13 protein-coding genes are annotated in these 15,969 nt (G+C 34.7%); 6 read left to right on the top strand and 7 right to left on the bottom strand.

The features are described 5' to 3' along the window. Position 1: 1 nt before the first annotated feature. The 6 genes from rplD to rpsL form a co-directional block, all read right to left on the bottom strand. Complete coding sequence (rplD, locus tag ACTU6T_RS11050) at positions 2–631, bottom strand: 50S ribosomal protein L4 (protein ID WP_460218267.1); 630 nt, start codon at positions 629–631, stop codon at positions 2–4. Beyond that, a complete protein-coding gene (gene rplC / locus ACTU6T_RS11045; protein WP_460218266.1) occupies positions 631–1,248 on the bottom strand; it encodes a 50S ribosomal protein L3 in 618 nt (205 codons plus the stop codon). The genes rplD and rplC overlap by 1 nt, the downstream gene beginning before the upstream one ends. Positions 1,249–1,404: 156 nt before the next feature. Next, positions 1,405–1,710 carry a 30S ribosomal protein S10 gene (gene rpsJ, locus ACTU6T_RS11040; protein ID WP_007650482.1) on the bottom strand — a complete coding sequence of 102 codons (306 nt, stop codon included), beginning with the start codon at positions 1,708–1,710 and terminating at the stop codon, positions 1,405–1,407. A 12-nt stretch (positions 1,711–1,722) separates the two neighbouring features. Next, on the bottom strand, positions 1,723–3,849 hold the full coding sequence (gene fusA / locus ACTU6T_RS11035; protein WP_460218265.1) for an elongation factor G: 2,127 nt from the start codon (positions 3,847–3,849) through the stop codon (positions 1,723–1,725). A 5-nt stretch (positions 3,850–3,854) separates the two neighbouring features. After that, positions 3,855–4,331 (bottom strand): 30S ribosomal protein S7, encoded by a 477-nt coding sequence (gene rpsG / locus ACTU6T_RS11030; RefSeq protein ID WP_299335983.1) that lies wholly within the window; start codon positions 4,329–4,331, stop codon positions 3,855–3,857. 22 nt (positions 4,332–4,353) lie between these two features. Then, positions 4,354–4,728 carry a 30S ribosomal protein S12 gene (rpsL, locus tag ACTU6T_RS11025; protein ID WP_008269190.1) on the bottom strand — a complete coding sequence of 125 codons (375 nt, stop codon included), beginning with the start codon at positions 4,726–4,728 and terminating at the stop codon, positions 4,354–4,356. Positions 4,729–4,900: 172 nt separating this feature from the next. On the opposite strand from rpsL, the gene ACTU6T_RS11020 reads away from it, so the two are divergent. The 6 genes from ACTU6T_RS11020 (at position 4,901) to rlmB (ending at position 15,182) form a co-directional block, all read left to right on the top strand. Further along, on the top strand, positions 4,901–6,589 hold the full coding sequence (locus ACTU6T_RS11020) for a POTRA domain-containing protein (protein WP_460218264.1): 1,689 nt from the start codon (positions 4,901–4,903) through the stop codon (positions 6,587–6,589). A gap of 163 nt (positions 6,590–6,752) precedes the next feature. Then, the gene (locus tag ACTU6T_RS11015; protein ID WP_460218263.1) at positions 6,753–9,989 is read left to right on the top strand and encodes a SusC/RagA family TonB-linked outer membrane protein; all 3,237 of its coding nucleotides are present in this window, start codon (positions 6,753–6,755) and stop codon (positions 9,987–9,989) included. Positions 9,990–10,003: 14 nt separating this feature from the next. Continuing rightward, positions 10,004–11,674, top strand: a complete 1,671-nt coding sequence (locus ACTU6T_RS11010) for a SusD/RagB family nutrient-binding outer membrane lipoprotein (protein ID WP_460218262.1) — start codon at positions 10,004–10,006, stop codon at positions 11,672–11,674. A gap of 11 nt (positions 11,675–11,685) precedes the next feature. Then, on the top strand, positions 11,686–12,585 hold the full coding sequence (locus tag ACTU6T_RS11005; RefSeq protein ID WP_460218261.1) for a hypothetical protein: 900 nt from the start codon (positions 11,686–11,688) through the stop codon (positions 12,583–12,585). Between the two features lie 155 nt (positions 12,586–12,740). Further along, positions 12,741–14,384, top strand: coding sequence for an aryl-sulfate sulfotransferase (locus tag ACTU6T_RS11000; protein ID WP_460218260.1), 1,644 nt, complete (start codon positions 12,741–12,743; stop codon positions 14,382–14,384). A 63-nt stretch (positions 14,385–14,447) separates the two neighbouring features. Beyond that, a complete protein-coding gene (gene rlmB, locus ACTU6T_RS10995) occupies positions 14,448–15,182 on the top strand; it encodes a 23S rRNA (guanosine(2251)-2'-O)-methyltransferase RlmB (protein WP_460218259.1) in 735 nt (244 codons plus the stop codon). On the opposite strand, the gene ACTU6T_RS10990 is transcribed toward rlmB, so the two are convergent. Further along, on the bottom strand, positions 15,179–15,925 hold the full coding sequence (locus tag ACTU6T_RS10990; RefSeq protein ID WP_460218258.1) for a rhomboid family intramembrane serine protease: 747 nt from the start codon (positions 15,923–15,925) through the stop codon (positions 15,179–15,181). The two genes, rlmB and ACTU6T_RS10990, sit on opposite strands and share 4 nt — an antisense overlap. Positions 15,926–15,969: the final 44 nt, after the last annotated feature.

Here is a 15,969-nt window from a genome sequence, read left to right as displayed (position 1 = left end):
CTTATTTACTTAAATTCGATTCAATTCCTTCTAGAGAACTCTCTAAAAGAACTAATTTATTTGCATTCAAAATCTTATAAGTACTTAATTCTGAGTTAATTACAACTTCAGAGTCTTTAAAATTTCGTGATGACAAATATACATTATTATTTGACGCACCCAACACAAACAAAGATTTTTTGTCTTGAATATCAAGTGCTTTCAGTACTGCTGTAAAGTTTTTCGTCTTTGGAGCATCAAAATTGAAGTCTTCCAATACAACGATATCTTTATCATTAGCTTTCATTGTTAACGCTGATTTACGTGCTAAACGCTTCAGGTTTTTATTCAATTTAAAGCTGTAGTTTCTTGGTCTTGGTCCGAACATACGTCCACCACCTTTAAATACACCAGATTTGATAGAACCTGCACGAGCTGTACCAGTTCCTTTTTGTTTTTTAATCTTACGTGTACTTCCTGCAATTTCTGCTCTTTCTTTTGCCTTGTGCGTTCCTTGACGTTGGTTAGCAAGATATTGCTTAACATCTAAGTATACCGCATGATTATTAGGCTCAATAGCAAATACATCTTTAGAAAGGTCTACCTTTCTACCTGTATCTTTTCCGTTTATATCTAAAACTGCTACTTTCATTACTTCTGAATAATTACATAAGAGTTCTTGTGTCCTGGAACACATCCTTTAACTACAAGTAAGTTCTTTTCTGGAACTACTTTGTATACTCTTAAATTTTCAACATTCACTCTTTCGCCACCCATTCTTCCGGCCATTTTCATTCCTTTAAATACTCTCGCAGGATATGAAGCTGCACCAATAGAACCTGGAGCTCTTAAACGGTTATGTTGACCATGCGTAGCTTGACCAACTCCACCAAATCCATGACGTTTTACAACACCTTGGAATCCTTTACCTTTTGAAGTTCCAGCAATATCAACATACTCACCTTCGATAAAGTGCTCTACTGTTATTGCATCTCCTAATTTGTAATCTCCTTCAAATCCTCGAAATTCCGCGACTTTTGCTTTAACAGAAGTACCAGCTTTCTTGGCATGACCAATTTCAGCTTTTGTAGCACTTTTCTCTGTCTTGTCATCGAAACCAAGTTGAAGGGCATTGTACCCGTCTACCTCTTCGGTTCTGACTTGGGTAACGATACATGGTCCAGCTTCGATTACAGTACAAGGAATATTCTTCCCGTTCTCATCGAAAATGCTGGTCATACCGATTTTTTTTCCTATTAACCCAGACATAATTATTAATTTATTTATTATTACTATTTATTAAAATTCAAGGCCGAAAATACATTCGACCTTGAATTGTATTTTTACCGTTTTTCCCGCGACCGCATCGGTGGGACATTTCATTGATGGTACCCTTCGACTGTGCTCAGGGTAACATCTAGTTCATTACACTTTAATCTCTACTTCAACTCCACTTGGTAATTCAAGTTTCATTAAGGCATCAATAGTTTTAGAAGACGACGAGTAGATATCCAATAACCTCTTGTAAGATGATAATTGAAATTGCTCTCTAGACTTCTTGTTTACGTGTGGTGAACGTAACACAGTGAAAATCTTCTTGTGTGTTGGTAATGGAATTGGCCCAGTTACAACAGCACCTGTACTTTTTACTGTTTTTACAATCTTATCAGCAGACTTGTCAACTAAATTGTGATCGTAAGACTTTAATTTTATTCTAATTTTCTGACTCATTTTCTTTTAGTTTTAAGCTTCTACGCCTTTTGCTGCTGCAATTACTTCTTCTGAAATATTCTTTGGAGTTTCAGCATAATGCGAAAATTCCATTGTTGATGTTGCACGACCTGATGATAATGTTCTTAATGTTGTTACATAACCAAACATTTCAGATAATGGCACAGTAGCTTTTACAGTTTTTGCACCAGCTCTATCTCCCATATCACTTACTTGACCACGACGACGGTTTAAGTCACCTACGATATCACCCATGTTTTCTTCTGGAGTAATAACTTCAAGCTTCATGATTGGCTCCATGATCACAGCTTTTGCTGCTTTAGCTGCATTTTTGAATCCTAACTTAGCCGCTAATTCGAATGATAACTGATCAGAATCAACATCATGGTAAGAACCATCTGTTAATGTCACTTTCATTGCATCAACTTCGTAACCTGCTAATGGACCGTTAACCATCGCCATTTTGAATCCTTTTTCAACTGAAGGAACAAATTCTTTAGGAACGTTACCACCTTTAATTTCAGAAACGAATTCTAATCCTACTTTACCTTCTTCAGCTGGCTCTAATGTAAATACGATATCAGCAAATTTACCACGTCCACCAGATTGTTTCTTATAAACTTCTCTGTGCTCTGCACGCATTGTAATAGCTTCTTTATACTCAACCTGAGGCTGACCTTGATTTACTTCGACCTTGAACTCACGTTTCAAACGATCAACAATAATATCTAAGTGAAGTTCACCCATTCCAGAAATAATAGTCTGTCCTGAAGCTTCATCTGTTCTAGCTGTAAATGTTGGATCTTCTTCAGATAATTTAGCTAATGCCATACCTAATTTATCAACATCTGCTTTAGTCTTAGGCTCTACCGCGATTCCAATTACTGGATCCGGGAAATCCATAGATTCTAAAACGATAGGATTCTTTTCATCAGACATAGTATCACCAGTCTTGATATCTTTAAACCCTACTGCAGCTCCAATATCTCCTGCTTCGATAAAATCGATAGCATTTTGCTTGTTAGAGTGCATCTGATAGATACGAGAGATACGCTCTTTTTTACCTGAACGATTGTTCAAGATATAAGAACCTGCATCTAAACGACCAGAGTATGCTCTAAAGAATGCTAAACGCCCTACAAAAGGATCTGTAGCAATTTTAAATGCTAAAGCTGAAAATGGCTCCTTAACATCTGGCTTACGAATGACTTCTTCTCCTGTATTTGGATCAGTTCCTGTAATACCTTCTTTATCTGTTGGTGAAGGCAAATAACGACATACAGCATCTAATAAGAACTGTACTCCTTTATTTTTAAACGCAGAACCACAAATCATTGGAATAATTGCCATATCCATTACAGCAGCTCTAAGTGCAGCATGCACTTCTTCTTCTGTAATAGAATCTTCATCTTCCATGAATTTTTCTAAAAGGTTCTCATCATAAGTAGCAACCTCTTCAATTAGAAGCGCACGATACTTACGAGCTTCTTCTTTTAATTCATCTGGAATTTCGATAACATCAAAAGTCGCCCCTTGAGTTTCATCATGCCATACGATAGCTCTGTTTTTTACTAAATCTACGATACCTTTAAAATCAGCTTCATCACCAATATTCAATACGATTGGCACTGCATTTGATTTCAACATATCTTTAACTTGCTGACATACTGCCATAAAGTTTGACCCTTGACGATCCATCTTATTAACGAATCCAATTCTAGGAACTTTATAGTTATCAGCTAACCTCCAGTTAGTTTCAGATTGTGGTTCAACACCATCAACTGCACTAAATAAGAACACTAAACCATCTAATACACGTAAAGAACGGTTTACCTCAACCGTAAAATCTACGTGACCTGGAGTATCAATAATATTGAAGTGGTATCCTTTTGTATCTGGAGTTGGTTGTCCATTCTCCATTGGGAAATTCCAAGTACAAGTTGTAGCAGCCGAAGTAATTGTAATACCTCTTTCTTGCTCTTGCTCCATCCAGTCCATTGTTGCAGCACCATCATGTACTTCACCAATTTTGTGAGAAACACCTGTATAATAAAGAATACGTTCTGTAGTTGTAGTTTTTCCTGCATCAATATGAGCAGCAATACCTATATTTCTTGTGAATTTTAAATCTCTTGCCATGCTAATTAAAATCTAAAGTGAGAGAATGCCTTGTTTGCCTCTGCCATTTTGTGAGTATCAACTCTCTTTTTAACAGCTGCACCTTCTTCTTTAGCTGCTGCTAAAATTTCAGCTGCTAATTTTTGAGGCATAGATTTTTCATTTCTTTTTCTTGCGTATCCAATCAACCACTTCATTGCAGTTGAAACTTTACGGTCTGGACGAATTTGCATTGGAATTTGAAATGTTGCTCCACCAACTCTACGGCTACGCACTTCTACGTGAGGCATAACGTTAGATAAAGCATCTTTCCAAATTTCTAAAGCTGTTTTTTCGTCGTCAGTTTTCTTTGAATCTACAATATCAATTGCATCATAGAATACTTTAAAAGCGATAGACTTCTTTCCATCCCACATCATCATATTAACGAAACGCGTCACTAGCTGGTCGTTAAATCTTGGATCTGGTAAAAGCGGTCTCTTTTTTGCTGCTCTTTTTCTCATGTCTTCTTCTTAAAGTTTTAAATTACTTCTTAGGGCGTTTTGCACCATACTTAGATCTACGTTGTGTTCTACCTGCAACACCTGCTGTGTCCAAAGCACCACGAACGATGTGATATCTAACTCCTGGTAAATCTTTTACCCTTCCACCTCTAACTAATACTATCGAGTGCTCTTGTAAATTGTGTCCTTCTCCACCGATGTATGCATTAACCTCGTTTCCGTTTGTTAAACGAACCCTTGCTACCTTACGCATTGCTGAGTTTGGTTTCTTAGGTGTTGTCGTATAAACACGAGTACATACACCACGTCTTTGTGGACACGAATCTAAAGCAGCCGATTTACTCTTCTTAGTTATTTTGGCTCTTCCTTTTCGTACTAATTGTGAAATTGTTGGCATATATTACTATATAATTTTTATTAAACCCTCTCCTTAGAGGGCTGCAAAGGTAGAAATAAATATCAATTATTCAAACCCATAACGATTAATTTTAGAAAGTTTCTGAATTTATTTTTAAAGCCAGATATTTTTACTGATTATTTTCCGTTAGATTTGAATAATATTTTGATTGATGTTAAGAAAAATTAATCCCTTATTACTACTTCTATTTATTATATGGTCATCGGAAACGTCTGCTCAAAATTTATATTTGACATCTATTGGCTCTACTGAAAAAGAAACTAATACGATCGATTCTTTAGGCTATAAAACATCATTTACAGAATTTACAGCCCTTAATACAGAAGTCAAAATACTATCAAAGCGTTTAATACGATTTGGATACATTGAAAGTAAACTTCTAAATATTGAAAAACTAAACGATTCTTCTTACCAAGCAAAATTTAGTTTAAATAACAAATACAACACCATATTAATAGAACACAATAATCTTGTTGACATTTCCATTTTAAAATGGACTGGCTTTTTAGATAAAAAAGATCAATTAGTAGTCCCAATTGAAGCTGTTGAATCAACTCTGGAATCTATAAATTCTGAAATTGCCAATCGCGGCAATCCATTTAGTTCGTTAATTCTGAAAAGAATAGAAAAGATAGATAACAAAACATTACGAGGATTCTTATCCGTTTCAGAACCTAAGTCTAGAACTATAGACAAACTAATTTTAAAAGGATATGAAAAATTTCCGAAATCATTTGTAAAACGCTATCTAAAAATTAAGACCGGACAAGCTTTCAGTTTAGAACAAATCAAACAAAAAACTTCAGCACTAAACGATTTAGTTTTCGCTAACCAAATAAAAGATCCTGAAGTTCTTTTTACCCAAGATTCTACCATATTATATATGTATATAGATAAAACTAGAAGTAATACTTTTGATGGCTTTCTTGGATTTGGCACAAATGAAGCTACAAACAAGATTGAATTTGATGGGTATTTAGATTTAAATCTTACCAACAACCTCAATTATGGGGAATCCTTAAAATTGCTTTATAAAAGTGACGAAAACGACCAACAAACTTTTGATTTAAAAATTAATGCACCATATATATTAAGTTCCCCTGTAGGTATAGATTTAAATTTAAATATTTTCAAAAGAGACTCTTCCTTTGTTACAGTGAGCCAAGCAGTTAAAATCAATTACCAAATTAATAGCAAGCATTTGATTTCTGCTGGTGTAAGCACAGTAAATTCTACAGATCTTCTTGACGTCCCTACGACTTCAATTACCGACTATAAATCTAATCAATATCTTATTAGTTACACCTTTACTAATCGGCAAAATTACGATATCTTATTTCCTGTAAATTTCTTATTGGACTTCACATCTGGATTTGGAAATAGAACCTATCAAAATATAGACGAACAACAATCAAACTTTAGATTGAACCTGTTAAAAATTTTCAATTTAAATAACAGAAATAGTATTTATGGAAGAATTAGTTCAAATTATTTAATATCTGACACCTACTTAGAAAATGAATTGCCACGTTTTGGTGGCATTAATTCTATTCGGGGTTTTGAAGAAAATAGTTTATTAGCAAACCTATACGGAATCCTCAATACAGAATATAGATACAAATTAAACAACACTATATATATACACTCTGTTATTGATGCTGCATATTTTGAAAATCAAATTGCAAATCAAAAAGGAAAACTCTTCGGATTTGGGTTTGGATTTGGGGTATTAACTAAAGCTGGATTATTTAGATTTAATTATACTAGTGGGAAAACCGAAAATCAAAAATTCAGGCTATCAGATTCAAAAATCCACTTAAGTCTTACAACTAAGTTCTAACAAAAATCAATATTGTTCTTTTCTGCAAATCAAGCGATTACAACAAACCATTTAAATATTTAACAATTAACGAAAAAATTATCTCAAAATTTTAAGACATATAATTGTTTTGTTAACATTTAATTAAGATATTTGGTTGAGACTAATTCAAATTAATTAAAGTATGAAAACAAAGTTTAATGGAATTTTGACACTATTCCTAGTGTTTGCCGTGCAATTATGTTTTGCACAAGAAAAATCAATTTCAGGAACTGTATCTGATGTTTCAGGACTTCCTCTTCCTGGAGTAAACATTGTAGTTCAAGGAACTACAAATGGTACTCAATCTGATTTTGATGGAAAGTACTCCATCAATGCTAATGAGGGAGACATTCTTGTATTCTCCTATGTTGGTTTAAAAAACCAATCTGTAACTGTAGGTGCTAACAACACCATTAATGTTACAATGCAAGAAGATACCGCAGTACTAGATGAAGTTATTGTAACTGCACAAGGTATCAAAAAGGAGAAAAAAGCCTTAGGTTATGCAGTATCTACTGTTTCTAGTGAAGATATTGAGCAAAAGGCAGATACCGACATTGGTAAAATTCTTCGTGGTAAAGCAGCTGGTGTAAGAATTACTGGTACAGGAGGTGTTTCTGGTAGTGGTTCTAATATCATCATTAGAGGATTCTCATCTATTACAGGTGGTAACCAACCATTATTTATTGTTGATGGAGTTCCATTTGATGGTTCTACTGGAGGTGCTAACCAATCAGCAAGTTCATCGGCGTTCCAATCTGGTAATGTTCGTAGTGGTTTTGCAGATATAGATCCTAACAATATTGAAAGTGTTAGCATCTTAAAAGGTTTAAGTGCTACAGCTTTATATGGTGGTGAAGGTAGAAATGGTGTAATCTTAATTACAACTAAATCTGGAACTCAAGCAACAAAGAAAACTGAAATCACAGTTAATCAATCTGTATTCTTTAACAAAATAAACTTACCTGATTATCAAGACACTTATGGTGGTGGATTTCAAAACGTATATGGGCCTTTCTTCAGTAACTGGGGAGCTCCATTTAGCGGACAAGAAACTATTGATAATGCGTTTAGAACGATGTTACTAAACAACTTTGGTGTTGAACCTTCTGTGTTGTTTCCAAATAGACCAGACCTTGATTCTCCAACTGTTCCATATAGAGCAATTGATAGTCAAGAAGATTTCTTTAGAACTGGTGTAATTTCTAACACCTCGGTTACTGTAGCTGGAGGATTAGGAGACAAAGGATCTATTAGTTTAGCTTATAGCCATGTAGATGACGAATCATTTATCCCTGGAAATAGCATGACTAGAAACAATTTCTCTCTTGGTGGATCATATAAAATGGATAATAAATTTACTGTAAGTGGTAAACTTAGTTTTGCCGTTACAGATTTACAATCTCCATTCACCGATGCTTCTACAGGTAGTGATGTTTCTATCTCTACTGCAGGTACTGGTGGTATTGCATCTGTATGGAATGTATTATATACTCCAAGAAGTGTTACTTTAGATACGCCTTACCAACACCCAATTACAGGTGAAAGTTTATGGTACAGAGGTGGAAATGATCGTATGAATCCGTTATGGGTAGTTGACAACACTAAAGATGAAAACAATACCAATAGAGTGTTTGGTAATTTTATTGCTGCTTATGACGTAAATGATTGGCTAAAACTTAGTTACAGATTAGGTATTGATAACACCAATGATAGAACAATGAGAGTCATTAATAAAGGAGCAAATGATGGGATTCATCCAAATGGATACTTGCAAACAACATCATCAAGATTTACAATTTGGGATCATTCCTTATTAGCTAATATAGATACGCAATTATCTGAAGATTTCAATTTACAGGCAACTTTAGGTGCCACTACACAACGTAGAGAATTTAGTAGAGATGGTTCAGAAAGTAGGGATCAAATTATATTTGGTCTTCAAAATCACCTTAACTTTGTTAACTCAAGTACAATTATTGAAGGAACGTTATTTGCAAGTAATAACACAGCTTATCAGCAATTTACAGAAGAAAACAACGCAGCATTATATGGGTCTGCAACTGTTGGATACAAAAGTTTCTTATATCTTAATGCTTCATTAAGAAATGAATGGACATCAACTTTGGAAACTGATAACAGATCACAATTCTCTCCTGGAGTTAGTGTATCTTTTATACCAACGAGTGCATTTGAAGGATTACGTTCAACTGGTGGTCTAAACTATCTTAAACTAAGAGCAGGTTATGGTACATCTCCAGGGTTTCCTGGACCATATAATACAAGAGGAGTTACTTCTTTAGTACCTAATGTATTTCAAAATGCTGCGGGTAATGGAACAACAACTACAAGTGTACCAAACTTTTTACCTAATCCAGACTTAAAACCTGAATTATCAAAAGAATTTGAGTTTGGGGTTGATGCTAGATTCTTAGACAATAGAGTTGGATTTGAATTTACTTACTATAACAGAGATACTGAAGATCAAATTATCTTAAGACCTTTAGCACCAGAAACTGGATATACAAGCCAGTTTACAAATATTGGTAATGTTATTAACAAAGGTTTTGAAATTACTGCAGATATCACTCCTGTTAGAACTGATGATATTAACTGGAAAATTTCTGGTAGCTTCTCAAAGAATGAAAGTGAGGTTCAAGGTTTAGATGATGGTGAACAAATCCTTTACGGAGGTATTTTCGCTACACCAGCCAATGCTGCAATTAACGGAGAACAATTAGGTGTTATTTTCGGAACTCGTGTTCTTAGAGACGACAATGGTAATAGATTGGTTGATGAAAATGGATATTGGATTCAAGATCCAAGTAATGGTATTATTGGTGATCCAAATCCAGATTGGTTCTCAACTATCAACAATAGTTTTAGCTATAAAAACTGGACCTTTAATATGCAATGGGAGTACCAAAGTGGTGGTGACATCATGGCAACAACAGTTGGTGCTTTAGTAGGTAGAGGTGTTGTTGGTGATTTTGATCGTTCGCAAGGTGTGATCTTACCAGGCATCCGTCAAAGTACAGGATTACCTAATGATATTCAATTAACTGCAACAGAAGCTTATTTCAACAATATTGGTTTTGGTGTAGATGAGTTATTAATTTATGATGCAACGCATATTAGATTAAGAGAAGCGTCTTTAAGTTATAACTTACCAAAAAAATGGTTAGACAAGACACCTTTCGGAAACGTTTCACTTACTCTAGCTGGTCAAAACCTTTTTGTTAGAGCATTTAATGTACCAAAAGAAACGAATTATGATCCTGAACTTAACAGTTTAGGTGTAGGAAACTCTCAAGGTTTTGACTACCTAACATCTTGGAATTCGAGACGATATGGTATGAGCGTTAAAGTAACATTCTAAAAAAAAAGAACACAATGAAAAAAATAAATATTAAAATATTTTGGGCGTTATCACTGATTTTATTCATATCATGTGAAACTACTGAATTAGATTTGTTAGTTGATCCTAACTTACCTGGTTCTGAAAGCCTAGACCCAGATACAAACTTAAATTTTGTGGCATATAGCCTATCAGAATTTTTCGAAGAAGCCACAGAAGCTGGTGGTGAAGCTGTACGATTAGAATACATGTTTGATACTTATCAAGTAAATTTCAATAATGCCAATGTTAACCTGAGTGGAATGTGGACTATTGCGTACACTGATATTCTAAATGAAATTAGTAGAATTGAACCTACCCTTGTTGAAACTGGACGTGTTGAGCATCTAGGTATATTAAAAATCATGCGAGCTTATACTTTAATGACGCTTGTTGATTATTTTGGAGATGTTCCTTACTCAGATGCGCTTAATGGAGGTGAGAACTTCCCTACTGTTGATTCAGGTGCAGATGTATATACTCAAGCATTTAATGATTTAAATAATGCCTTAGTAGATTTTAGTAATATTGACGACGATTTGACTCCAGAAGCTACCGATTTATTTTATGGTGGAGATATAGAAAAATGGACGCGTTTAGCAAATAGTTTAAAATTAAAGTATTACTTAAACTTACGCTTAACAGATGAGGCTACGGCTGCAGCTGGCATTGCTGATATTCTGATGAATGATGATATCATAACTGACAGTGCAGATGATTTCTTCTGGCAAGCTGGCACATCAAACAACCCTCAAAGTAAGCATCAATATTATGTAGAGGAATATGAAGCTGCTAATACAGGAGAATATATTCCTAATTACTTAGCTTGGGCTATGACAGAAGAAAAAGGAATGGATGACCCAAGATTAAGATATTATATCTATAGACAAGTAAGTTCTTTCCCAACAGATCCTGCTGTTTTAAATAACGAGATCGATTGTTGGAATGATCCAAGACCTGATACGTATGCTGCTATTGATGCGCTTTCAGCGGTACCTTTACCTTTTTGTTCTCTATTTGATAGAGGTGATGGTTATTGGGGTAGAGATCACTCAGAAAATGATGGTATTCCACCAGATAATGATAAGCGTATGACTTTTGGTACGTATCCAGCTGGTGGTATTTTTGATGATAATCAAGCAGCTGGTATTGATGCTGGAGACGGTTTAAATGGTGCTGGAATTTGGCCAATCATGATGAATTCATTTGTAAGCTTCATGAGAGCTGAAGCTGCTATATACCTAGGTACTTCTGATGACGCTCGAGCAATGTTAGAAGATGGTGTAAGAAGTTCTATCGCAACAGTAATGAGTAAATTACCAAATCCTGAAGCTTTTGACAATGTTCCAGATAGTGATGATGTCAATGATTATGTGGATGAAGTATTAGCACTTTACGATGCGGCTACAAGTCCAGACGAAAGAATGGCTGTAATTGGTAAAGAATACTGGTTAGCCATGTATGGAAACGGTGTAGAAGGATACAATCTATATAGAAGAACTGGTACTCCAATTAATTTACAACCAACATATTTAGGAACAGGTGAGTTCCCAAGATCATTTTTATATCCAAATGTATCTGTAGATAGAAACCCAAATATAGATCAAAAACCAGGTTTAGGTATTCAAGTATTTTGGGATAACAATGCTGCAGGATTCATTCAATAAAAAATTTAATTATGAAAAATAGAATATTAAAAACAATTTTTATGTCTGTTATCATTTCAGTAGGTCTTACTGGATGTTCAGACGATGATAAATTACCTGTTGATTTTGATGATCTTAATGTAACAGGTCAACCATTTGCAACTGAAATTAGTTCTGAAGGTTCTACAAACATTAACAAGTTAGATCCTGCATCATCTAGTTTCTCAAAAACCTATCAACTCTTTTCTTTAGATGATGGTGCCGACGTTACTAACATGGAAGTGTTTGTTAGTTTCAATGGTTTAACAACCACAGCAGACGAAGCACTTTTATATACGATTTCTCCATCAACTTTTGATAATAGTGGAACAAATCCAACAGTTACTGTTAATTACAACGGTGCCGATATTTTAGCAGCTTTAAGTTTACCTCAATCTGCTTTAGAAGGTGGAGACACCTTTAATTACAGGTTAGCATTTACAAATGCTGACGGTACATTTAGTGATGTTAGTGCTAATTTTGACAACCAATCTGCAGACCATACTTTTGTATCATCTGTCGTTTGTATTGCTCCTCCTCCTGCAGGGATTTGGACCATTGACATGGCCGATTCTTATGGTGATGGGTGGCAACCGCTTACTGGAGATGGTGGTGGTGCTGGTGTTATTATTACTTTAGATTCTGGTGCAGTTATCGAACTAGGTCTTTGTACACCATATGAAGATCCAGGGTATGACTGTGTTGATGAATCAAGTAGTGGATCAGACACATTCGAAATTCCTGAAGGAACAGAGTCTGCTGACTTCTTCTTTGCTGGTGATTTCTGGGGAGAAATGTCTTTCCAAATCTATGCGCCAAGTGGAAACCTTGTTGCGTCTGGTGTGGCTGGAGCTTCAGCTGGACCAATTGCATTAAATTTATGTAATGAGTAATCACTCATTCTCAATAAAATTAAAGCCTCTTTTTTTAAGAGGCTTTTTTTATGCATAATGCTAATATTCTCATCTGATAAACTCTTCTTGTACATATAAAATTCAACCAATAAAGTTTACATTTGTATAACACATATTTCAATTAAAATTTGACTATGAAAAGACAACTACTCTTCTATATTATTGTATCCTTATTTGGGTTTTCTAGAGCCCAAAATAATGTTGGTACAATTTCAATCACTGATGATGTGTTTGATGCTTATACGCTCATTAGTATTCATACCAAAGCCTATCTTTTAAGTAATTGTGGAGAAGTTATCAACGAATGGAATAGCGCTTATATTCCAGGCAATGCTGTATATCTTTTACCTAATGGAAATTTACTTAGAGCTGGTAGATTAGAAGATGGAAGTAGTAACATTATTTTTGGTGGCGGAGGAGGAATTGTTGAACTTTTTGATTGGGATGGAAATTTACTCTGGTCATATACTTATAGTTCAAACGAATTTAGACAACATCATGATGTATTTCCAATGCCAAATGGAAATGTTCTCATTCTAGCAGCTACAGTTCTTACTGAAGATGAGGCAGTTCAAGCTGGTAGAAATCCAACTCTTTTAAGTCAAACAAGACTTTACAATGAACAAATTATCGAGGTAGAACCAGTTGGCACAGATCAAGGTAATATAGTTTGGGAATGGAATGTAAAAGATCACCTTGTGCAAGATTTTGACGTTATGAAGGACAATTTTGGCTCTGTGGCTTTATCACCACAAAAGTTAGACATTAATTTCCTAAATGGTGGTAATGGTGGATCCAACTGGCTACATTTTAATTCTATTCAATACGATAACACCTTAGATCAAATCGTAATCAGCTGCAGAAATTTGAGTGAAATATATATTATAGACCACTCTACGACTACAGCAGAAGCCGCTGGCAATTCTGGTGGGATTTATGGCAAAGGTGGAGATTTTTTATATCGATGGGGAAATCCGCAAGCTTATAAGCATGGTTCAGAATCTGATCGGAAATTGTACGGGCAACATTATCCTCACTTTATTGCAGATGGTTTAATAGATGCTGGGAGAATTATGATTTTCAATAATGGTATTGGAAGAACACCACAATATTCTGAAGCTATGATTATTAACCCTCCTACTTCATCACCTGGAGTGTATACCTATGAATCCAATACTGCCTTTGGGCCAACATCAGTTGATTACTCTTATTCTGACCAGTCTGAAGATCCATCCGATTTTTATTCAGCCATAGTAAGTAGTGCACAACGTTTACCAAATGGAAACACATTAATTTGTGACGGTGATCAAGGCGAAGTATTCGAAATAGATTCAAATGAAAATATAGTTTGGGAATACGTTAACCCAGTTGATAATTTAAGTGGTGCAGTGAGTAACCAAGGTGGTGATTTACCAAATAACAATATTCTTTTTAGAGCCATTAAATATCCTAAAGACTATGCTGCTTTTACTGGTCGAGACCTTACACCTGGACTACCGTTAGAAGGCAACCCAGATATCACTGCATGTCAAAATTTAAGTATTGACGAGTATTTAGTTTCTGATATTGATATATTTCCTAATCCTTCATCAAATTATATAAACATCTCTACAACAACGCCTATTGACAAAGTCGTGCTGTATTCTATGTTAGGACATCAAGTACTTGAAACTACAAATCTGAATTCTATAGATATTTCCGCATTGCAATCAGGACTCTATTTTGTTCAAATCCAATTTGGGAATCAGCAAATAAGCAAAAAAATAATTAAGCAATAATCCTATTGTATAATAGATAAAAACCATTCTAGAAATAGGATGGTTTTTTTATACCTTTGACACATGGAAAAAGAAACCACCATTTTTGGTATTCGTGCTGTAATTGAAGCTATTAAATCTGGTGAAAATATTGATAAGATATTTTTACAAAAAGGATTAAAAGGTGAGTTATTTACAGAGTTAGAACAACTTCTAAAAAAAGAACGTTTAAACAGTTCTTATGTTCCAATAGAAAAACTAAATCGACTTACTAAAAAAAATCATCAAGGTGCAGTTGCTCAAATAGCACCAATTACATTTTATGATATTGAAGATTTAGTCATGGATGTCATAGAATCTGGAAAAACACCTTTATTTCTTTTATTAGATCAACTAAGCGATGTTAGAAACTTCGGAGCAATCGTTCGTACTGCAGAGTGTACAGGTGTTTCAGGAATTATCATTCAAAAAAAAGGTGGAGCTCCTGTAAATGGAGATGCAATCAAGACAAGTGCTGGTGCGCTTTTTAAAATGCCTATTTGTAAAGTTGATCATATTAAGGATGCTGTTTTTTATATGCAAGCAAGTGGCATTAAAGTTATAGCGGCTACCGAAAAAACTGACAATACAATTTACGATATATCATTTAAAGAACCTTGCGCTATTATTATGGGGTCTGAAGGAAAGGGTATCAATCCTTCAGTATTAAAAGTTGCAGATGACAAAGCCAAACTTCCATTACTTGGGGAAATAGAATCATTAAATGTTTCTGTAGCTTGTGGAGCGTTCTTATACGAAGCTGTAAGACAGCGTCGCTAATCTTTATTTTCTTTAAATGTATAGTAGATATTAGATATATTATCTTCGGAAATTGGTTCCTCTTCGACTTCTTCCTCTAAGGTTTCAATAAAATTTCCATCGGCATCAAAATGCTTCAAAAACGGGTCATCTTCTTCATTGTAATCGGGTCGCTGCCATACATAATGTTCTGGTTTAGCAATTGCTTTTCTGAAAATTAAAGCAAAAAGAAGCCCAGTTATAAGTCCACCTAAATGTCCTTCCCAAGACATCCCATCTTTCACTGGAAATGCATACCAAATCATACTCCCATAGAGAAATACTATAATTAATGATAAGGCAACAAGTCTGTAATGCTTTGCAAAAATACCCTTAAAAAATATAAAACTGACAAGCACATACACCAATCCACTAGCTCCTATATGATTAGCGGGTCTTCCAATTACCCAAGTAAATAACCCTGACAATAAAATACCATACAGAATTACTTTCCAAGAAATTTTCCGATAGAAATAAAATAAAGCAACCGATAAAATAAATAATGGTATACTGTTATGATATAAATGTTCTATATCTGAATGAATAAACGGACTCGTAACAATACCCAATAAACCTTCAAGTTTTTGAGGGTAAACTCCTAATCGTTTTATCGATGGAAAAAACCGAACTTGAGCCCAAAACACGATCCATAACGATAGTACAAAAAACAAAGGATAGGCTATAACACCTGTTGAATATCTAAATTGTTGTTGATTATTACTCATATTAAAACATTAGTAGCAAAATGCTCTCCATTTATCAAAACTAT

The sequence above is a fragment of the Psychroserpens citreus genome (assembly GCF_055686305.1).
The sequence above is the reverse complement of the archived record's forward strand: the minus strand, read 5'-3'. Positions and strand labels throughout refer to the sequence as shown.